General features: G+C 68.5%; 19 protein-coding genes. 1 reads left to right on the plus strand and 18 read right to left on the minus strand.

Annotated elements, in window-relative coordinates; all coding sequences use genetic code 11:
• Positions 1-115: 115 nt before the first annotated feature.
• The 8 genes from NM961_RS00510 to NM961_RS00545 all read right to left on the minus strand — a co-directional run bounded on the left by NM961_RS00510 (position 116) and on the right by NM961_RS00545 (position 9,617).
• Entirely contained in the window at positions 116-502 is a 387-nt protein-coding gene (locus tag NM961_RS00510) for a DUF4845 domain-containing protein (protein ID WP_255910212.1), read from the minus strand.
• Between the two features lie 15 nt (positions 503-517).
• Positions 518-1,321, minus strand: coding sequence for a signal peptidase I (lepB, locus tag NM961_RS00515; protein WP_255910213.1), 804 nt, complete (start codon positions 1,319-1,321; stop codon positions 518-520).
• Between the two features lie 70 nt (positions 1,322-1,391).
• Complete coding sequence (lepA, locus tag NM961_RS00520; RefSeq protein ID WP_255910214.1) at positions 1,392-3,182, minus strand: translation elongation factor 4; 1,791 nt, start codon at positions 3,180-3,182, stop codon at positions 1,392-1,394.
• A 156-nt stretch (positions 3,183-3,338) separates the two neighbouring features.
• A complete protein-coding gene (locus tag NM961_RS00525; protein ID WP_255910215.1) occupies positions 3,339-4,772 on the minus strand; it encodes a DegQ family serine endoprotease in 1,434 nt (477 codons plus the stop codon).
• A 230-nt stretch (positions 4,773-5,002) separates the two neighbouring features.
• Positions 5,003-5,647: a sigma-E factor negative regulatory protein gene (locus NM961_RS00530; protein ID WP_255910216.1), complete on the minus strand. Its 645-nt coding sequence runs from the start codon at positions 5,645-5,647 to the stop codon at positions 5,003-5,005.
• Between the two features lie 5 nt (positions 5,648-5,652).
• Positions 5,653-6,240 (minus strand): RNA polymerase sigma factor RpoE, encoded by a 588-nt coding sequence (gene rpoE, locus NM961_RS00535; RefSeq protein WP_255910657.1) that lies wholly within the window; start codon positions 6,238-6,240, stop codon positions 5,653-5,655.
• Between the two features lie 288 nt (positions 6,241-6,528).
• Positions 6,529-9,129 carry an EAL domain-containing protein gene (locus NM961_RS00540; protein WP_255910217.1) on the minus strand — a complete coding sequence of 867 codons (2,601 nt, stop codon included), beginning with the start codon at positions 9,127-9,129 and terminating at the stop codon, positions 6,529-6,531.
• Entirely contained in the window at positions 9,129-9,617 is a 489-nt protein-coding gene (locus NM961_RS00545) for a Ycf46 family AAA ATPase (protein WP_255910219.1), read from the minus strand. Before NM961_RS00545 ends, NM961_RS00540 begins: the two co-directional genes overlap by 1 nt.
• A gap of 135 nt (positions 9,618-9,752) precedes the next feature.
• Here NM961_RS00545 and NM961_RS00550 point away from each other — a divergent pair, with 135 nt between their 5' ends.
• Positions 9,753-11,792: a 3-hydroxyacyl-CoA dehydrogenase NAD-binding domain-containing protein gene (locus tag NM961_RS00550; RefSeq protein WP_255910221.1), complete on the plus strand. Its 2,040-nt coding sequence runs from the start codon at positions 9,753-9,755 to the stop codon at positions 11,790-11,792.
• A gap of 103 nt (positions 11,793-11,895) precedes the next feature.
• Here NM961_RS00550 and panE read toward each other — a convergent pair whose 3' ends face one another.
• The 10 genes from panE to fabG form a co-directional block, all read right to left on the minus strand.
• Complete coding sequence (panE, locus tag NM961_RS00555; protein ID WP_255910222.1) at positions 11,896-12,831, minus strand: 2-dehydropantoate 2-reductase; 936 nt, start codon at positions 12,829-12,831, stop codon at positions 11,896-11,898.
• A complete protein-coding gene (locus NM961_RS00560) occupies positions 12,831-13,181 on the minus strand; it encodes a PilZ domain-containing protein (RefSeq protein WP_255910659.1) in 351 nt (116 codons plus the stop codon). The genes panE and NM961_RS00560 overlap by 1 nt, the downstream gene beginning before the upstream one ends.
• Positions 13,182-13,197: 16 nt before the next feature.
• Positions 13,198-14,166: a DNA polymerase III subunit delta' gene (gene holB / locus NM961_RS00565; protein WP_255910224.1), complete on the minus strand. Its 969-nt coding sequence runs from the start codon at positions 14,164-14,166 to the stop codon at positions 13,198-13,200.
• Positions 14,163-14,807 carry a dTMP kinase gene (gene tmk / locus NM961_RS00570; RefSeq protein ID WP_255910225.1) on the minus strand — a complete coding sequence of 215 codons (645 nt, stop codon included), beginning with the start codon at positions 14,805-14,807 and terminating at the stop codon, positions 14,163-14,165. The genes holB and tmk overlap by 4 nt, the downstream gene beginning before the upstream one ends.
• The gene (gene mltG / locus NM961_RS00575; RefSeq protein ID WP_255910226.1) at positions 14,804-15,835 is read right to left on the minus strand and encodes an endolytic transglycosylase MltG; all 1,032 of its coding nucleotides are present in this window, start codon (positions 15,833-15,835) and stop codon (positions 14,804-14,806) included. Before mltG ends, tmk begins: the two co-directional genes overlap by 4 nt.
• A complete protein-coding gene (pabC, locus tag NM961_RS00580; protein WP_255910227.1) occupies positions 15,825-16,655 on the minus strand; it encodes an aminodeoxychorismate lyase in 831 nt (276 codons plus the stop codon). Before pabC ends, mltG begins: the two co-directional genes overlap by 11 nt.
• On the minus strand, positions 16,652-18,049 hold the full coding sequence (locus NM961_RS00585) for an aminodeoxychorismate synthase component I (RefSeq protein ID WP_439334186.1): 1,398 nt from the start codon (positions 18,047-18,049) through the stop codon (positions 16,652-16,654). Before NM961_RS00585 ends, pabC begins: the two co-directional genes overlap by 4 nt.
• Before the next feature lie 67 nt (positions 18,050-18,116).
• The gene (gene fabF, locus NM961_RS00590) at positions 18,117-19,355 is read right to left on the minus strand and encodes a beta-ketoacyl-ACP synthase II (protein WP_255910229.1); all 1,239 of its coding nucleotides are present in this window, start codon (positions 19,353-19,355) and stop codon (positions 18,117-18,119) included.
• Positions 19,356-19,543: 188 nt separating this feature from the next.
• Positions 19,544-19,783, minus strand: coding sequence for an acyl carrier protein (gene acpP, locus NM961_RS00595; protein ID WP_133820841.1), 240 nt, complete (start codon positions 19,781-19,783; stop codon positions 19,544-19,546).
• Between the two features lie 278 nt (positions 19,784-20,061).
• Positions 20,062-20,805 carry a 3-oxoacyl-ACP reductase FabG gene (fabG, locus tag NM961_RS00600; RefSeq protein ID WP_255910232.1) on the minus strand — a complete coding sequence of 248 codons (744 nt, stop codon included), beginning with the start codon at positions 20,803-20,805 and terminating at the stop codon, positions 20,062-20,064.
• Between the last annotated feature and the right edge of the window lie 10 nt (positions 20,806-20,815).

A 20,815-nucleotide genomic window follows, 5' to 3' on the forward strand; every position in this document is an offset into this window, starting at 1 on the left:
TGAGGCAGGACGACGGTGGGCGGCGCTCAGACCTGGCTGCCCGGGCTGGCGGCGCCGCTGCGGTTCACGCGCGCGCGTGGACTGAGGCGGCTCGCCCGCCGGGTTGCCCCGGCGCTCAGCCGCCCTTGCCCATGCCGCCGAGCTGGACGGTCTTGTCGAAGCTCACCAGCAGGGAGACATTGGCGATGAAGGGCAGCCTCTTGTCGTAGAAGACACGCAGGCTGGCGCCGCCGCCCTGCTTCTTGACCTGGATGTTCTGCGGCGGGATCTGCGACTCGTCCACGTACTGGATGCTGAACCGGGTGGTGAGCATGGCGCGGATCTCGGTGATGTCCTTGGATTCCACGCCCGGCTCGCCGGCGAGCTGCTCCATCGACTTCACCACGCCCATGTATTCGGTATAGACGGGGATAAGCTTCATCGCCGCATAGGCGAAGAAACCGCCGACGCAGAGCAGCAGGACGAAACCGATCAACGTGATACCGCGTTGCGACTGCCTCATGACCACGCCCTCTGTCTATTTGATCAGGGTACCGAGACGACCGAATTCGACGACGCCGTCGCCGAAGCCGCGCCATGCCATCCAGATTACGAACGCCTTGCCGACCAGGTTCTGCTCCGGCACAAAGCCCCAGAAGCGACTGTCGGAACTGCGGTCGCGATTGTCGCCCATGACAAAATAATGCCCGGGCGGAACCGTAACCGTAAAGTCCATGCCGACCTGCTCGCCCGGAATGGTGATGATCCGGTGCTGCACAGTCTCCAGGTTCTCCTGCAGCGATTCCGCGTTGCGGCGCACGAGATCGCGGGATTCCTGGTCCGTGCCGGCATACGGGCCGTGGCTGTCCTGTGGCATTTCTTTACCGTTGATGTAAAGCCGCTTGTTGCGGTAGCTCACCTCGTCGCCCGGCTTGCCTATCACCCGCTTGATGTAGTCCTCCTGCGGGTTCTTGGGGTAGCGGAAGACCACCACGTCGCCGCGCTCGGGTTCGCCGATATCGATGATCTTCTTGTCCAGCACCGGCAGGCGTATGCCGTAGGCGAACTTGTTCACCAGGATGAAATCGCCGACCAGCAGAGTCGGCATCATCGAGCCGGTCGGGATGCGGAACGGCTCCGCCAGGAAGGAGCGGAACAGCAGCACGATCAGCAGCACCGGGAAGAACGAGCGTGCGTATTCGACCAGCACGGGCTCGCGCGGCGCCTCGCCGGCCGGCACTTCGGCGGCGCGGCGCTTGGCGAAGAACCAGTGATCTATGGCCCAGATCAGGCCGGTCGCAAAGGTCAGGCCGACCAGGGTTTTGGCTAAGTCGAAATGCATTCCCGTTCCTCACGCTCGTTTGGAGGGTGGGTCCGTCCGGACGCCACCTGGCCGTTCGCCCGCAACCGTCTTACTTGTCCATCTGCAGCACGGCGAGGAAGGCTTCCTGTGGAATGTCCACGCTGCCCACCTGCTTCATGCGCTTTTTGCCTTCTTTCTGCTTTTCCAGAAGCTTGCGCTTGCGCGAGACGTCGCCGCCGTAGCACTTGGCCAGCACGTTCTTGCGCAGCGCCTTGACCGTGGAGCGGGCAATGATCTGCGAGCCGACCGCGGCCTGGATCGCCACGTCGAACTGCTGGCGCGGGATCAGGTCCTTCATCTTCTCGGTCAGCTCGCGGCCCTTGCGGTCGGCGCTGCCGCGATGGACGATCAGGCTCAGCGCATCGACGCGGTCGCCGTTGATCAGCACATCCAGGCGCACGAAGGGCCCGACGCGGAATTCGTGGAAATGGTAGTCCATCGACGCATAGCCGCGTGATACGGACTTGAGCTTGTCGAAGAAATCCAGCACCACCTCGGCCAGCGGCAGCTCGTAGCTGATGCGCACCTGGGTCGAAACGTAGTTGATGCTGCGCTGGATGCCGCGCTTTTCCTCGCACAGCCCGATCACGTTGCCGATATATTCCGGCGGCGTGAGGATGTCGGCGATGATGATGGGCTCGCGCACTTCCTCGATGTTCTGCACCGGCGGCAGCTTGGCCGGGTTGTCCAGCAGCACGACGGAGCCGTCGGTCTGCAGCACTTCGTAGACCACGGTCGGCGCGGTGGTGATCAGGTCCAGGTCGTATTCGCGCTCCAGGCGCTCCTGGATGATGTCCATGTGCAGCAGGCCGAGGAAGCCACAGCGGAAGCCGAAGCCCATGGCTTCGGAGCTTTCCGGCTCGAAGTTCAGCGCCGCGTCGTTGAGCTTGAGCTTGTCCAGGGCCTCGCGCAGGGCGGGGAAATCGTCCGCCGCGGTCGGGAACAGGCCGGCGAACACGCGCGACTGCATCTTCTGGAAGCCCGGCAGCGGCGCCGGCGCCGGATCGGCATTGAGCGTGAGGGTGTCGCCGACCGGCGCGCCGTGCACGTCCTTGATCGAGGCGGTGATCCAGCCCACCTCGCCGGCAGACAGGCGTTCCTTGACCTTGCGCTTGGGCGTGAACACGCCGACCGAGTCGACTTCGTGCCAGCGCCCGGTGGACATGACCAGTATCTTGTCGCGCGGCTTGATCTCGCCCTGCATCACGCGCACCAGCGAGACCACGCCCAGGTAGTTGTCGAACCAGGAGTCGATGATCAGCGCCTGCAGCTTGTCGGTGTCGCGCGGCCTGGGCGGCGGGATGCGCGCGACGATGGCCTCAAGCACGGCCTCGATGTTCTGGCCGGTCTTGGCGCTGATCGGAATGGCATCGTCGGCGTGGATGCCGATGACGGCCTCGATCTCGTTCTTGGCGCGCTCGATGTCGGCGGTGGGCAAGTCGATCTTGTTGAGCACCGGAATCACTTCCAGGCCCTGCTCGACCGCGGTATAGCAGTTGGCCACGGACTGGGCCTCGACGCCCTGGGCGGCGTCCACCACCAGCAGCGCGCCTTCGCAGGCGGCGAGCGAGCGGCTCACCTCGTAGCTGAAGTCGACGTGGCCGGGGGTGTCGATGAAATTGAGCTGGTAGGTCTTGCCGTCGCGCGCCTTGTACGGCAGCGACACGGACTGGGCCTTGATGGTGATGCCGCGCTCGCGCTCGATCGGGTTGGAGTCCAGAACCTGGGCTTCCATTTCACGGGCTTCCAGCCCGCCGCAGAGCTGGATGATTCGGTCGGCCAGGGTGGATTTGCCGTGGTCGACATGGGCAATGATCGAGAAATTTCGGATATGGTCCATCGGGGTGCCGCAGAGCGAGGGCCGTCCGCCCCGGTGGGCGGCGGCAAAGCGGCCATTATCGCACGAAGCGGCCGGCCACGCAGGAACCTGGTCCCGTAAACGCCAGCGGCGGGGCCACTGGCCCCGCCGCTGCGGAAAAACCCGGTACTGGCCGCCTCAGCCGGTCTTCTTGGGCACGCTGACCGCGACAAACAGGCTGACATCCTGGCGCCGCACCAGCAGCATCACCGATTCGCCGGGCTGCACGTTCTTGACCGCACCGTTGAATTCGGCCGCATTCTTCACCTTCTGCTTGCCCACCATCAGCACGATGTCGCCCGGCTGCAGCGCGGCGCGGCGGGCCGGCAGGCCGTTGATGCGGGTGACCACCACGCCCTCGTCCTTGAGACCGAGCTGCTGGCGCTGCTCGGCGGTCAGGTCGTCGACCACCAGGCCCAGCGGGTTGCCGGCGGCCGCCTCGCCGCCGCCGGCCGCGGCCTGGGCGGCGGCATCGCGGGACAGTTCGCCGACGGTGACCGGCAGGTTCAGGGTCTTGCCGTCGCGGAATACGCTGAGATCGACCTTGCTGCCCGGCGCGCTGGCGCCAACCATGGGCGGCAGATCGGAGGAATGCACCACGTCGGTACCGCCGAAGGCGAGGATCACGTCGCCGACCTTGACCCCAGCCTTCTCCGCCGCGCTGCCCGCGGTGATCGCATTGACCAGGGCGCCGCCGGTGCGCGGCAGGCCCAGGCTCTGCGCCAGTTCGCGGTTCACGTCCTGGATCTGCACGCCGATCATGCCGCGCGAGACGAAACCCTTGTCCTTGATCTGCTTGACCGCGCTCATGGCCGTGTCGATGGGGATGGCGAAGGACACACCCATGAAGCCGCCGGTGTTGGACAGGATCTGCGAATTGATGCCGACCACCTCACCATTGAGATTGAACAGCGGGCCGCCGGAATTGCCGCGGTTGATCGCGACGTCGGTCTGGATGAAGGGAACGTACTGCTGGTCGCGGCCGCCGAAGGTGCGGCTGACGGCGCTGACGATGCCGGCGGTGACGGAGTGATCGAAGCCGAACGGCGAACCGATGGCCAGCACCCACTGTCCGGGCTTGAGCTTGCGCGAATCGCCGATGGTGACCGCCGGCAGGTCGCTGGCGGTGACCTTGAGCAGGGCGATGTCGTACTGGGCGTCGGTGCCGACGACCTTGGCATCCAGCTCGCGCCGGTCGGACAGGCGCACGGTCACGCTGTCGGCGCCGTCGACGACGTGGTTGTTGGTCAGGATGTAGCCGTCGTTGGAAATGATGAAGCCCGAACCCAGCGAGACGCCGCCGGGCCGCGCGCCACGCGGCGCGCCGGGGCCGCCCGGGCCAAAGAAGCGGCGGAAGATCTCGGGCACCTGCTCGTCGTCGGCCTCGTCATCGGCGGCGTTGCGGTCGCCGTCGCTGCCGTTCTGGCGCGCCTGCACATTGACCACGGCCGCGCCGTTCTTCTCCACCAGCGGAGTGAAATCCGGCAGGTCGTAGGCCTGGGCGGAAGCCGCCGCGAAAAACACCAGTCCGGCCAGCGACAGGGCCAGGGACTTCATTATGCTCCGTTGCATAAGGTTCGCCTTTGCTGATTTTCTTGGGGATTGCTGGGCGCCGCCGCAGGGTTCGGCGAGCCCGGTCGCCGCTTTGAGAACGCCGCAGCGGCAAAGTTCCTATCCTGAACGTGCTGTTGCAAGCAGTTCATGTTGCCGCGGCCGGCAGATCGGCCGGGGCGCAAATGCGGACGGCGTCGCGGTGGCCCGCGGCGCCGTCGCAAAAAGCCAGAAGTAAAGGATGGTACGGATTACTGCAGCCGCGGCTGCTGTGCCTTCTCCGCCGGCGGCGCCGGCTGTACCGGCACGATCAGCAGCACATACGGCGCATTGGGCCGCTCGGCCAGGTTGGCCGCCGGACGCCAGCCGTTGGACGGCTGCGAGCGCAGGTCGTAGGCCGGCGCGAACAGGGTTTCGCCGCCTATCGTGGCCGAGGCCGGCTGGGCCAGCAGCGGCGCGCGGGACTGCAGCACGCTGTCGTTGAAGGCCGGCGCCCGGGCGGGCGGGCTGACCGCGGCGGCACCGCCGCTGTTGGCGATCACGCCGCGATTGGCGGGAGCCAGGTTGTCCTGGCGCGGCGCCGAGGCCATCAGCGCGACCACCGCCACCGCCGCGGCAACCGCGCCGCCGGAGAGGTAGCGCAGCCAGCGGCTGCCGCCGGCGGCCTGGGCCGCGGCCGTCTCGGCTTCCAGCTGTTGCATCACCGCGGCGGCGAAGCCGGCGTCGGCCAGCAGCACGGGCTGGCGCTGCAGCACGTCGCGGGCGATGTGGTAGCGCGACCAGCTGGCCGCCAGCGCCTTTTCGGAGCCGACCGAGCGCAGTACGAAGCGGGCCGCATCGGAGCGGACTTCGCCGTCCATCAGCGCCGACAGCTGTTCCTTGGTTTCAGTGCTCATGACGTTCAAACCTCGCTGTCCGCCAGCAGCGGACGCAACTGCGTGTCTATGGCCTCGCGGGCGCGGAAGATGCGCGAACGCACCGTGCCTATGGGGCACTGCATCTGCTCGGCGATCTCCTCGTAGGAAAGGCCATCCACTTCGCGCAGGGTGATGGCGGTGCGGAGTTCGTCGGGCAACTGTTCGACCGTGGCGAACACGGTTCGTTCAATCTCCTGGCGCAGCAGCTCGCGCTCGGGCGTGGCGCTGTCCTTGAGGCGGACGCCCGCATCGAGCTGGACCGCGTCGTCCACGGCGATGTCGTCGGTGGGCGGACGGCGCCCCTGCGACACCAGGTAGTTCTTGGCGGTGTTGATGGCGATGCGGTAGACCCAGGTATAGAACGCGCTGTCGCCGCGGAACGCGCCGATGGCGCGGAACGCACGGATGAACGCTTCCTGCGCCACGTCCTGGCATTCGGACCAGTCCGATATGTAGCGCGAGATCACGCTCACCACTTTGTGCTGGTAGCGCCGCACGAGCAGATCGAAGGCGGCCTTGTCGCCCTTCTGCACCCGCTCCACCAGCATGTTGTCGGAAACTTCGTCGCCCATCCGGGCCGTACTCCCTGCACTCGCCTGCATCGCGTCCTGCGCAGGCCGCGGCGCTTCGCGCCGCGTGGCGGCCTCGCGCTCGCGTCCCCACATCAACAATCCGGACCCCATTTCCATCACTGCTTCCACGTAAGTCAACTCCGCGTCGGGCTGCACCGTGATCCCCGGCGCTCGCGCCAGGCGGTCTCAAGACCCGCACGGCCGTGCGGAAGTTCCGTACTGCGTAAAAATCGTTGCGTTTCAAGCCGCTGTGGCGGGCGCGGCCGGCCCGCCCGGGCCGCGCCGGCCTCAGCGCGAGGCGATCTCGCCGCCGCCGGCGCCGAACAGCTTCTCGCGCTCCACCAGCATGTTCTCGAAACTGACCGGCGCCAGCGGCCGGCAGAACAGGTAGCCCTGCAGTTCCTCGCAGCCGTGGTCGCGCAGGAAGTTGAAATGTTCCTCGATCTCCACGCCTTCGGCCACCACCCCCAGCTTGAGGCTGTGCGCCATGTTGATGGTGGCGCGCACGATGGCCTCGTCGTCCGGGTCCACGCCGATGTTGCGCACGAAGACCTGGTCTATCTTGATCTTGTCCGCCGGGAAGCGGCGGATGTAGTCCAGCGAGGACTGGCCGGTGCCGAAGTCGTCGATGGAGATGCGGCAGCCCAGGTCGCGCAGCGACTGCAGCGTCTCCATCAGGTTGGGAATCGACTTCACGCTGATGCTTTCGGTGACTTCCAGGTCGAGCAGGGTGGGATCTATGCCGGTCTCGTCGATGACGTTGCGCACGATCTCCACCAGGTTGGGCTGCTTGATCTGCAGCGCCGACAGATTGACGCTGACCCGCAGCGGCAGGTTGAAGCGGGTCTGCCAGCGCTTGGTGTCGGCGCAGGCCACGCGCAACACCCACTCGCCTATGGACACGATCAGGCCGGTTTCCTCGGCCAGCGGGATGAAGAAGCCCGGGCTGATCATGCCGAGTTCCGGATGCTCCCAGCGGATCAGCGCCTCCATGCCGACGATGTCCTCGCTGAGCGAATCCACCTGCGGCTGGTAGTAGACGCGCAGCTCGTTGTTGCGCTCGGCCACACGCAGCTTGGTTTCCAGGGCGATGCGCTGCTGGTGCGATTCTTCCGGCACCGCGACATAGGTCTGGTAGTTGTTGCGCCCCATGCCCTTGGCGCTGTACATGGCCACGTCGGCGTGCTTGAGCAGGCGCTCGGCCGTGGTCGCGTCGTCCGGGTAGAAGCTGATGCCGATGGAGGCGGTGATATGCAGCTCCGAGCCGTCCTCCAGGGTCAGCGGCACCTCCATCACGCGCACGATCTTCTCGGCGATGCGCATGACGTCGTCGCGCTGCACGATATGGCGCAGGATCAGGGTGAATTCGTCGCCGGCATAGCGCGCGACGGTATCGGAGGCACGCACGCTGGCGCGCAGGCGGCGCGAGACTGCGTCCAGCACCTGGTCGCCGACGCCGTGGCCCAGCGAGTCGTTGATGTTCTTGAAACGGTCCAGGTCGACGAACAGCACGGCGAACATCTCGCCGGTGCGGTGGGCTTCGTTGATCGTGGTTTCCAGGCGGTCGTTGAACAGCAGCCGGTTGGGCAGGCCGGTCAGCGCGTCCTGCAGCGCCTTGGCCTTGCCCTGGTCGCGCGAACGGCGCAGCTCCAGCTCCAGCGCCAGGCGGCCGGCGGCGACGCGCAGGGTGTCGACGATGGTGGTGGATTCGGGCAGCGCCTGGCGCCGGCCCAGCAGCAGCGCGCCGAGCACGGTGCGGCGCTCATCGCGCAGGGGCAGGCCGACGAAGGCCTCGAAGCGGGTGAAGCCGAGGAAGGAATCCTGCTCGACCCGCTTCCAGGCTTCGGCCAGGTAGACCACGCTGCCGCCGTCCAGCACCTGGCGCAGGGTCGGCTGCTTGAGCGGGTCGGGCGCGTCGCCGGGCATGCTGACGCGCTGGTACAAGGTGATGGGCTGCACCTCGGAAGGCTGGTCGTGGCGGGCCGACACCAGGGTGACGTAGTCCAGTTCCAGCCAGTCCACCAGCAGGCGCACGATCTGCTTGACGCCTTCGTCGCCGGCACCGACCTCGATCGCCTCGGCCAGCAGGCCCAGCGACTGCTGCAGCCGGCCCAGCTCGCCCAGGTCGCGCAGGATGGTGAAATGCACCAGCTTGCCGGTGCGCACGGCCAGGCGCGAGATCACTTCCACCGGATAGCTGCCGCCGTCGGCGCGCGGCTTCTGGCAACGGTAGCGCACGCTGCCTTCGCGGGTGAGGCGGGCGTTGAGTTCCACCCGCTGTTCGCGCGTGTGGCTCTTGCTGATGATGTCCAGCGGCTGGCCCACGACCTGGGCCGCCTGGAAGCCCGAACGCTGCACGAAGACCGGGTTCACCTCGATGATGCGCCCGGTCTTGGGATCGGAAATGACCAGCTCGTCCAGGCTGCCTTCAAAGGCGAACTGGTAGCGGTCGCCGGTGGCGCTGGGCCGCGCCGCGGCGTCGGCGCCGCGGCCCTGGTTCAGCGCCTGGCGTATGCGCGCCAGCGCCTCGCCGCCGTCCACCGGCGAGCGCAGCCAGTCGATCACGCCCGGCGGCATGCGCGACCAGTCCCAGTGGCGCTCGCCCGCCTCGTTGGGCAGCAGGCCGATGATGGGCACGCGCGCCAGGCGCTCGTCGCCCTTCATCTGGGTGCAGAAAGCCACCGCCTCGCGCGCCGGTCCGGCGAACTCCATCAGGACCACATCGATATCCGGATCCTGGTTGAGGAAGGCCAGCGCCTGCTGCAGGTCCTTGGCGGTATAGATTGCGTCGAAATTCTGTCCGTCGAGGATGTCGAACAGCACGCGCCGGTCGTCGCGGTTGGTGGCGACGATGAGGACCGAGCCCTGCCCCTTGTCATCGCGCGCCATCAGATCACCCAGCGTCCGTCGCGCAGCCGCGGCCGCTGCGGCGCCACCCGCGCGTAGCTGAGGTGTTCGGTCACTTCCTCCAGGCTGTCGGGCAGGGTCAGGCCCTCGCCGATGAACACCACCTTGCGCTCGTTGCCGCCCTTGGCGCGGCCGATCTGGCGCAGCAGGCCGATATTGGGCGGGCGCAGGTGGCCTTCGGCCTCGGTGAACAGGTAGATGCCGAAATGCATGCTCTGCAGGATGTAGCGCAGCGCATCGGCCATGCGCTTGGAACCGGGCACGCGCACCTCGCCTTCGCGCAGGGAGCTGATGCCCAGGTCGTCCTGCCATTGATAGATGGACTGGCCGCTGCGCAGGGCCAGCTGGCGGAAATGCACGAGCAGCTCGGCCTTGTCGTCGGTCTCCACGACGATGAGGTTCTGCTTCGACGCAATCACGCGGTCGAACAGGCGGGAACTCAGATTGCTGTCGCTGCTGTCCACGTTCACGCGCCGCTATCGCCCCTTGCCTGCCGCCGCCGGACCCCGCGCCCCGGACCGGACATTATCCCTACACTCGCGGATTGACCAGAGGCGCGGGCTGCCCGGATCATAGCCCGCCTCCTACTCCACGCCGGCTGCGCCATGTTTGAAGGACTCCGTTTTTCCCATTGGAAGACCGAACGCGGCAACGACGGCATCGTCGTGCTGAGCTTTGACCGAGCCGGCGCCAGCGTCAATACGTTCTCCCGCGCGGTGCTGGACGAGCTGGGCGAGATCATCGAACGCCTGGCGATAGAGCCGCCCAAGGGCGTGATCGTGCGATCAGCCAAGAGCGCCGGCTTCATCGCCGGGGCCGACATCCGCGAGTTCGAGCAGTACGAGAAGACCGGCTCGGTGCTGGAATCGATACAGAACGGCCAGCGCATCTTCGAGCGCTTCGCCCGCCTGCCCTGCCGCACCGTCGCCGCCATTCACGGCCACTGCATGGGCGGCGGCACCGAACTGGCCCTGGCCTGCCGCTACCGCGTCGCCAGCCGCGACCCGTCCACCCGCATCGGCCTGCCCGAGGTCAAGCTGGGCATCTTCCCGGGCTGGGGCGGCAGCGCGCGCCTGCCCTACCTGATCGGCGCGCCGGCGGCGCTGGAATTCATGGTCAGCGGACGCAACGCCTCGGCCGAGAACGCCCGCGCTATGGGCCTGGTCGACGCGCTGGCCTCGCCCGAGCTGCTGGTGGAAAAGGCGCGCGAACTGATCCTGCACCCGGCTCCGCGTCCGCTGAAGCAGCGCGCCCTGGCCTGGGCGACCAACCTCTGGCCGGTGCGCCAGGTGCTGGCGCGGATGGTACGCAAGCGGGCCGCGGCCAAGGCCAATCCCGCGCACTACCCCGCGCCGTTCGCGCTGATCGAGACCTGGCGCCGCGGCGGCGGTCTCGGCAGCCGCCTGAACAATGAAGCCCGCGCCGTGGCCAAGCTGGCGCAGACCTCGACCGCGCGCAACCTGATCCGCGTGTTCCTGCTGCAGGAACAGCTCAAGAGCCTGGGCAGCGGCGAGCACGGCATCGACCACGTGCATGTGGTCGGCGCCGGCGTCATGGGCGGCGACATCGCCGCCTGGTGCGCCCTGCGCGGTTTCCAGGTGACCCTGCAGGACCGCGAGATGAAGTTCATACAGCCGGCGCTGGAACGCGCGCGCGAGCTGTACGCCAAGCGCCTGAAGACGCCCGAGCGCATCACCCCCGCACTGGACCGCCTGCGCGCCGATGTGGACGGCGCCGGCGTGGCCGCGGCCGATCTGGTCATCGAGGCCATCTACGAGAACCTCGAAGCCAAGCAGGCCCTGTACGCCAAGGTGGAGTCGCAGTTCCACGAAGGCGAGCTGCTGGCGACCAACACCTCCAGCATTCCGCTGGACCAGCTCAGCAGCGGCCTGCAGCGGCCGCAGCTTTTTCTCGGATTGCACTTTTTCAACCCGGTCGCATCGATGCCGCTGGTCGAGGTGGTCACCCACGATGCGCTGGACGCGGAAGCCACGCGCCGCGCCCTGGCCTTCTGCAAGGCCATCGACAAGCTGCCGGTGCCGGTGAAGAGTTCGCCGGGCTTCCTGGTCAACCGCATCCTCATGCCCTACCTGCTCGAAGCCATGACCCTGTACAGCGAAGGCGTACCCGGGCCGGTGCTGGACAAGGCGGCGAAGCGGTTCGGCATGCCCATGGGGCCGATCGAGCTGGCCGATACGGTCGGACTGGACGTATGCGCCTCGGTCGGCAAGATCCTCGCCGAATTCCTCGGCCTGGACCTGCCCAAGGGCATGGAATCGCTGCTGGAATCGGGCAAGCGCGGCAAGAAGGACGGCCAGGGCTTCTACATCTGGCAGGACGGCACGCCGGTCAAGCCCGAGGTGGATCCGAGCTACCAGGCGCCGGCCGACATCACCGAGCGCATGATCCTGCCCATGCTCAACGAATCGGTGGCCTGCCTGGCCGAAGGCGTGGTCGCCAATGCCGACCTGCTCGACGCCGGCGTGATCTTCGGCACCGGCTTTGCCCCGTTCCGCGGCGGTCCGATCGCGCATATCCGCAGCGAAGGGGCGGCCGCGGTCAAGGCGCGGCTGGAAACCCTGGCCAGCCGCTACGGCAAGCGCTTCGCCCCCAAGGACGGCTGGGACCGCGCCGACCTGGCCTGAGCCGGCGCAGCAATACGGCGGATGCCGTCGGTGCGCGGCGTCCGCGGCAGCAAGCCTGCTCACAGAGTTGAAGCCCCGGCGCGGTGAAAACCGCGCCCATTCCTCACCGCGCCGGCGTTCCGTCCGGCATGCGCCGCGCCAGCTCGTACACGCGCAGATGCGCCGCCGCCGCGCGCAGCAGCGGCATGTCCACCTCCAGCGCCGCGCCGCGCGCGATCAGGTCGCCGACGATGTGCTCGCATTCGGTGACGGCGCCGCGCTGCAGGTCGCGCAGCATCGATGCCTTCAGCGGCGAACCCGGCGTAGTCAGGATGGTGTCGGCCTCGGCGCGGGCCTCCTCGCCCACCGCATGGCCGGCGCGGCGCGCCACTTCGCACGCTTCGGCATAGCAGCGCCGCAGCAGGCCGGCGCCGTCGGGCGTGGCGACGATCTCGCCTATGGAGCCGCGCAGCAGGCAGGTCATGCCGGCCAGGGTGGAGAGGAAGGCGAATTTTTCCCACATCGCGTCGATGATGCGCTCGCTGTGGCGGATCTCGGCCGGCGCGGCCAGCAGCTGCGGCGCCAGTTCGTCCAGGCGCGCATCGGCACCGCGGGCACCGAAGGTGAGCCGGTGCAGGTTGCCCAGGTGCAGCACGCTGCCGTCGGGCTGCAGGGTCACCGAAATATGGCAAAGGCCGCCGAGCACGCGGGCGGCGCCGAAGGCCAGGTCCAGTACTTCCAGATGGCGCAGACCGTTGAGCAGCGGCAGCACGCGCGTGGTCGCGCCCACGGCCGGCGCGATCGCGGCCAGGGCCGTGTCCAGGTCGTAGGCCTTGCAGCTGAGCAGCACCAAATCGAACGCGGCGTTGGCCGGCACGCTGGTCAGCAGGGGAACCGGGGCGGCGAAATCGCCCTGGGCGCTGCGGATGCGCAGGCCGTCGCGGCGCAGCAGCTCGGCCCGCGCCGGGCGCACCAGGAAGGAAACCTCATGCCCGGCCTGGATCAGGCGGGCGCCGAAATACGCGCCGGTGGCTCCGGCGCCGAGCACGAGTACGCGCATCACATCGTATGCGTGGGCCGGTCCGAACCCAGGATGCCGGCGAGGATGGATTCGATCTTGGTGCGCGCGGTCTCACCGTCGGCGGATTCGTTGAACTGCACGCCGATGCCGGCGGTGCGGTTGCCCTGGGCGCCGGCCGGGGTGATCCAGACCACCTTGCCGGCGACCGGCAGGCGGTCCTTTTCTTCCATCAGGGTCAGCAGGATGAAGACTTCGTCGCCGAGGGCGTAGCGCTTGGCCGTGGGCACGAACAGCCCGCCGTTCTTCACGAACGGCATGTAGGCGTTGTACAGCGCGCCCCTGTCCTTGATCGCCAGCGACAGAATGCCTTGCCGGGGCATGCCGCCCATTGCCGGGGTTGCCATATCACGCTCTCCTCGCGACCGGCGCAAGGGCGCGCCAGGCCAGCAACAGTTCCAGTAACAGCAATTCGCTACGCACCGGGGTACGCAATTGTTCGCGCACCCGGCCGGCTTCGCGGAACCACAGCGCAAGCTTGTTGAAATCGCCGATGGCGGTCAAGGCAAGCGGTCCGCGCTGGCCGCGGGCCTGGGCCGCTGCCTCGGCCTCGGCCAGTTGCGCGGCGAACCAGGTGCGGCGCTCGCCCTCGGCCTTGGCCCAGCGGTTGGCCACTTCCGCTGGCGCCGCCTTGCGCTGCCACAAATTGAGCAGGTCGCTGGCTACTTCGGTGCGCAGGGCAAGACCGCCGCCGCGGGCCAGTTCCAGCGCCAGGCCGGGATTGCCGGCGGCGGCCTCCAGCGCTTGCGCCGCGCCGTCCACACCCTGGCGCTTGAGCCAGGCGATGGCCTCGGCCGCGTTCGGCAGCAGGAAATCCAGGCGCTGGCAGCGCGACCGTATCGTCGCCGGCAGGCGCGCGGACTGGTCGCTGATCAGGATCATGACCGTGCCGGCGCCGGGTTCTTCCAGGGTCTTGAGCAGAGCGTTGGCCGCGGCCGTGTTCATCAGGTCGGCCGGATCGATCAGGGCCACCTGGTGGCCGCCAAACTGCGCCGTCATGGACAGACGCTGCGACAGCACGCGGATCTGCTCGACCACGATCTCGCTGCGCAGGGTCTTGCCGTCGTCGCGCAGCTCAAGGTTGACCTCGACCCGGTCCGGGTGGCTGCCGGCGGCGACCAGCACGCAGCCGCGGCACTGGCCGCAGGCGGCTTCGCCGGGGCGCTCGCACAGCAGCAGCGCGGCCAGGGCCTTGCCGAACTCGCGCTTGCCCAGGCCGGCCGGGCCGGACAGCAGCAGCGCATGCGGCATCACGCCGCGGCGCCGGCGCTCCAGCACATTGTTCCAGAGGGATCGGTTCCAGTCCGCAGCGGTCATGGCGCGCGCACTCCTGCAGCGGCGAGAAATTCGTCCAGCACCGCGCCGACCTGAACCAGCACCTCGGGCAGCGGCCGGCTGGCGTCGATCAGGCGGAAACGCTGCGGCTCGGCCGCGGCGCGGGCACGGTAGGCGGCGCGCACGCGCTCGAAGAATTCGGCCTGTTCCTGTTCGATGCGGTCAGCCGCACCGCCGCGGGCGGCGGCACGGGCCAGGCCCTGGGCCACGGGCAGGTCCAGCAGCAGCGTGAGATCCGGACGCAGGCCGCCGGTGGCCCAGCCTTCCAGTCCGGCGATGCGCTCGGCCGGCTGGCCGCGGCCGCCGCCCTGGTAGGCGTAGCTGGCGTCGGTATAGCGGTCGCTGAGCACCCAGCGCCCGGCGGCGAGCGCCGGCTGTATCACCTCGCGCACATGCTGGGCGCGCGCGGCGAACATCAGCAGCAGCTCGGCCTCGGCGCAGAGGCCGCGATAGGCCGGATCGAGCAGGATTGCGCGCACCGCCTCGCCCACCGCGGTACCGCCGGGCTCGCGCGTATGCAGCACATCGACGCCGGCCGCGGCCAGCTGTTCGCGCAGCTGCTCCAGCACGGTGCTCTTGCCCGCGCCCTCGCCTCCTTCCAGGCTGATGAAACGCGCGCTCACTGGCCGCCCTTGAGCTGGTAGCGCGCGACAGCGCGGTTGTGTGCGTCGAGACTGGCGCTGAACTCGTGCGAGCCGTCGCCGCGGGCGACGAAATACAGCGCCGCGCCAGGCGCGGGCTGGGTCGCGGCCTTCAGCGCGGCCAGGCCGGGCAGCGCGATCGGCGTCGGCGGCAGGCCGGTGCGGGTATAGGTGTTGTACGGCGTGTCGGTTTCCAGATCGCGCCGGCGCAGATTGCCGTCAAAGCCGCTGCCCAGGCCGTAGATCACGGTGGGATCGGTCTGCAGCTTCATGCCCAGACGCAGGCGGCGCGCGAACACGCCGGCTATGGCCGGGCGCTCGTCGGCCTTGCCGGTCTCGCGCTCGACGATGGAGGCCAGGATCAGGGCCTGGTAGGGCGAATCCAGCGGCAGGTCCGGCGCGCGCGCGGCCCAGACCTGTTCCAGCGCCTTGGTCATGGCGGCATGGGCGCGGCGCAGCAGGTCCAGATCGCTGTTGCCCCGGGTCCAGGTATAGGTTTCCGGCAGGAAGCGGCCTTCCGCATGATCGGCGCCGGCGCCGAGTTCGCGCATGATTTCGGCATCCGACAGCGTCGCCAGCGTCTGGCGCAGGCCGGACTCCCTGGCCAGCTCCGCGCGCAGCTGGCGAAAAGTCCATCCTTCCACAATGGTGAAGCGATGCTGGATCACGTCGCCGGCGGCCATGCGCTGCAGCAGCTGGCGCGGCGTGCTGCCGGCCGGCACGGCGTATTCGCCCGCGTGCAGGCGGCTGGCCACGCCCAGGCGCTGGGCCAGCGCGCGCCAGTACAGGTCAGGCGCGTCGGACAGGCCGGCCTGGCGGATCTGGCGCCGGATCGCGGCAAACGACGAGCCGGGCGGCACGTCGAGCACGCTTTCCTGGCTTGCACGCAACGGCGCGTCGACGAAGCGGCTCCAGTCCTGCCACAGGAAATAACCGCCGGCACCCAGGGCCAGCAGCAACAGCAGGAACAGGGTGCCAAGTACGCTGCGGCCGGCGGCATCAGCCTTCATGCGCGTCCCCGAAACCCAGCGCGCGCCATTCGCGCTGCAGCCCGCGTGCGGCGGCGCCCGGCGCAAACACGCTGTCGTCGACCTGGCGCAGGGGCACTATGCCGCGCAAACTCGATGTCAGAAAAATTTCCTCGGCCTGCATCACTTCTTCCCATGACAGCCGCCGCACCACGACGTCGCGCCGTGCCAGCACTTCGGCCCGCGCCACGCCGGCCACGCCGCATTCGTCCAGCGCCGGCGTGACCAGCAACCCGCCGACCACTGCGAACAGATTGGCCGCGGTCGCACTGACCACGTATCCGGCGCGGTCGCGCAGCAGGCCTTCGGCGATCTGTGCATCGTCCCACTCCGCCCGCGCCAGCACCTGTTCCAGGCGGTTGGCGTGTTTGATCCCCGCCAGCGCCGGCTGCGCGGCCAGGCGCAAAGCGCAGCAGCGTACCCGGATTCCCCGCGCATACCAATCCGCCGGCAATACCGGTGCCGGTGCGGCGGAGACCACCCAGTTCGGCTGCGCCGCACGCGGCGGCGCATAGCCGCGCTCGCCGACGCCGCGGCTGACGCTCAGCCGCACCGCGGCGCGCGGCAGCTCCGCCCCGGCGGTGCGTGCCGCCGCGAGCAGTTGCGCTTCATCCGGCAGCGCAAAGCCCAGGCGCGCCGCGCCCAGGCGCAGCCGCGCCATATGCCGCGGCCACAGCGGCGCGTCTGCACCGACAAACAGAATGGTTTCAAACAGGCCGTCGCCGTACAGCGCGCCGCGGTCCAGCGCCGGCAGGCTGTCGCCGGGCTGGCCGTTGACCAGCAGGCGCGGCGGCGTGCTCACGCATCCAGCCCCAGCGCGCGCAGCAGGCCGCGCGCCTTGGCGCGGGTTTCCTGCAGTTCGCGCGGCGCGTCGGAATCCACCACGATGCCGGCGCCGGCGCGCCAGCGCAGCTGCGTGCCGCACTGGCTGATGGTGCGGATCAGGATGTTGAGGTCCATGTCACCGTCGCGGTTGAGATAGCCGAAGGCGCCGGTATAGGCGCCGCGGCCGCAGCCTTCCAGCTCGGCGATGATCTGCATGCAGCGCACCTTGGGACAGCCGGTGATGGTGCCGCCCGGGAACACCGCGCGTATCACCTCGCCCGGGCTGACCCCGGCACGCAGACGCGCGCTGACATTGGAGACGATGTGATGGACGTGGGTATACGTTTCCACCGTCATCAGTTCATCGACCACGACCGAGCCGGCCTCGGCGACGCGGCCCAGGTCGTTGCGTTCCAGGTCAATCAGCATGACGTGCTCGGCGCGCTCCTTGGGGTTGCCCACCAGTTCGCGGATGCGCGCCGCATCGTCATCGCCGGCGAAGCGCGGCCGCGTGCCGGCGATGGGCCGGGTCTGCACGCGGCCGTCCTGCACCTGCACCAGACGTTCCGGCGAGGAAGAGATCACGCCCCAGCCGCGCCCCTGGAACAGGCCGGCGAACGGCGCCGGATTGGCCTGGCGCAGATTCGCATAGACCTGCGCTGGCGCAACGCCCGGCGCCAGTCCGGCGCGCCATTCGCGCGAGAGATTGACCTGGAAGATGTCGCCGGCACGCAGGTAGTCGTGGATGCGCGCGACGCCATCGAGGAAGCGCTGCGGGTCGTCTTCTTCCAGCGAGGTAAGGGCCAGCGGCTGCGGCGGCGGCGCGGCGGCGCGCTGCAGATCCGCAGCCATGGTGTCGAGCAGCGCCGTATGGGTGGACTCGGCCAGCAGCACGGTGCGTCCGGCCGCATGATCGACCAGCACCGCGGCCGGACAGCGCAACGCCAGTGCACGCGGCAGGCCGGCGTCCGGCGCCGGCGGCAGGCGCAGCACCGGCTCCACCGTCGCGGCCAGTTCATAGCCCAGGAACAGCACCCAGCCGCCGCGGAACGGCAGGTTCTGCGCCGCGGCGGGCGGCTGTTCGGCGCGCCAGCGCGCATCCAGCGCGGCGAGGAAATCAGTGCCGCAGTCCGCACCGTTTTCGTCGCGCACGCGACCGTCCGCATCCAGTTGCAACGAGGCCTGCGGAAACGCCGCCAGCACGTCCCAGCAGGCGCGCGCGCCGCCAACGGCGACGCTCTGCAGCAGGCAGGGATAGCGCTGCGGATCCAGCGCCGCCAGGCCGAGCAGGTCGTGGCGCTGCGCCAGTTCGCGCAGCGCCAGGCCCGGCGCCGCGGCGTCCCGTTCTAGCGTATCGCCCGCTGCCGGCATGGCCGTCTTGCCATCGGAGGTATCCATGCACGCGAGGCCGGGCGCACAGGCGCCCCGGCCCTGCGCATCAGACGCGGCGGAACACCAGGGTGCCGTTGGTGCCGCCAAAGCCGAAGGAATTGGACAGCACCACGTCCAGCGCGACCTGGCGCGCGGTATGCGGCACGTAGTCCAGATCGCAGCCTTCGCCGGGTTCGTCCAGGTTGATGGTCGGCGGCACCACGCCGTCACGCAGGGCCAGTACCGAGAAGATCGCTTCCACGCCGCCGGCGGCGCCGAGCAGGTGGCCGGTCATGGACTTGGTCGAGGACACCAGCACCTTGCCGGCGTGGGCGCCGAGCACGGCCTTCATTCCCTGGGTTTCGGCCAGGTCGCCGGCCGGGGTCGAGGTGCCGTGGGCGTTGATGTAATCGACATCGGTGGCGTTGAGACCCGCGTCCTTGAGCGCATTGGCTATGCAGCGCGCCGCGCCCTCGCCGTTCTCGCTGGGCGAAGTCATGTGGTAGGCATCGCCGCTCATGCCGAAACCGACCAGCTCCGCGTAGATGCGCGCGCCGCGGGCCTTGGCATGTTCGTACTCTTCCAGGATCAGCACGCCGGCGCCGTCGGACAGCACGAAGCCGTCTCGGTCCTTGTCCCAGGGACGGCTGGCCTTGGCTGGCTCGTCATTGCGCGTGGACAGTGCCCGCGCCGAGCAGAAGCCGCCGATGGCCGTACCGGTGGTGGAGTATTCCGCGCCGCCGGCGATCATCACGTCGGCATCGCCGTAGGCGATCATGCGCGCGGCCACGCCGATGTTGTGCGCGGCCGTGGTGCAGGCAGTGACTACCGAGATGTTGGGGCCCTTCACGCCGGTCATGATCGAGACATTGCCCGAGATCATGTTGATGATGGTCGAGGGCACGAAGAACGGGGAAATCTTGCGCGGACCGCCGTCGGCCAGGGCCTGGCTGGTGCGCTCTATGGTGGTGATGCCGCCGATGCCGGCACCGACGCTGACGCCGACGCGCTCGGCATTGGCCTCGGTGATCTCCAGGCCGGAGTCCTTCAGCGCTTCCAGCGAGGCGGCGACGCCGTAGTGGATGAACGCGTCCATCTTCTTCACGTCCTTGGGCGCGATCCAGCGCGAAGGATCGAAGCCGCGCACTTCGCCGGCGATGCGCGTGGAGAATGCGCTGGCGTCGAAATGCGTGATCGGGCCTATGCCGCTGACACCGTTGACGATGTTGTTCCAGGCCGTGGTGAGATCGTTGCCTACCGGGCTGAGGATGCCCATGCCGGTGATGACGACGCGACGCTTGCTCATGCGAATACTTCCAGACTGATTGGCCGGCTGGCCCGGCGTCCAGGCGCCCGGCCGGCCGCGTCAGTGCCGCGGCCTGCGCACGGCGGCCCAGGATTTTGACTGCGTGGTGGCGCCGCCCGCGGGCGCGCCGCTCCCAAAACGCGAACTGCGCCATGCGGCGCAGCTCGGATGCAGATTGGGGCCTGGGATCAGGCCTTGACGTGGGCCTTGATGTAGTCGACGGCCTGCTGCACGGTGGTGATCTTTTCTGCTTCCTCGTCGGGGATTTCGCACTCGAATTCTTCTTCGAGCGCCATGACCAGTTCCACAGTGTCGAGCGAGTCGGCGCCGAGATCGTCCACGAAGGAAGCGTTCTGGGTGACTTCGTCTTCCTTCACGCCGAGTTGTTCGACGACGATCTTCTTGACGCGTTCTTCGATGCTGCTCATTGTGCAAATTCCTCCCGAAGGGAATAGTTCAAAACCGAATACATGCTTGCTGACGTCCGCAGCGCCAGCCGGGCCACCCGCTCTGGGCGCGGTGACTGCACGGCCGGCTGGGGCCGTGCAGGCTTGATACCGTGGCAATGCAAAGCTGGCGGATTGTAGAGGAATCGGAAGGCACCAACCAGATACGGGCGTTTGATCGCTCTGGAGCTGTCAAACCAGACCCGCAACGCGGGCGGAACCGCCTTAAACCGTTGATTCTGCTGGCACCACCGCCGTCCTCACGGCATGTACATGCCACCGTTGACGTGCAGGGTTTCGCCGGTGATCCAGGCCGCGCCGGGCGAAGCCAGGAAGGCGACGGCCTCGGCAATGTCGGCCGGCTGGCCCAGACGGCCCAGGGCAATCTGGTCGAGCATGGCCTTTTTCTGCTCCTCCGGCAGCGCGGCGGTCATATCCGTCTGCACGAAACCCGGCGCAACCACGTTGACCGTGATGCCGCGCGAGCCGATCTCGCGCGCCAGCGACTTGGAGAAGGCGATGATGCCGGCCTTGGCCGCGGCGTAGTTGGCCTGGCCCGGATTGCCGGTCAGGCCGATGACCGAGGCGATGGAGATGATGCGGCCCTTGCGCGCCTTCATCATGCCGCGCATCACCGCCTTGGAGGTGCGGAATACCGAGCTGAGGTTGGTGTCGAGGATGGCCTGCCAGTCCTCGTCCTTCATGCGCAGCAGCAACTGGTCGCGGGTGATGCCGGCGTTGTTGACCAGGATGGAGACGCCGCCGAATTCCTTGCCCAGCGCCTCGACCAGGGCCTCGACGGCGGCGCCGTCGGTCACGTCCAGCACGCGGCCGTGGCCGCCCTGGGCGGCGAGCGCGGCAGCTATCGCTTCCGCGCCGGCGGCGCTGGTCGCCGTGCCGATGACAGTGGCGCCGGCCTGGGCCAGACGCTGGGCGATGGCCGCGCCTATGCCGCGGCTGGCACCGGTGACGAGGGCGACTTCACCTTGCAGATTTCCACTCATGTTTTTTTCC

It is taken from the genome of Tahibacter harae (assembly GCF_024437735.1).
Classification (GTDB): Bacteria; Pseudomonadota; Gammaproteobacteria; order Xanthomonadales; family Rhodanobacteraceae; genus Tahibacter; species Tahibacter harae.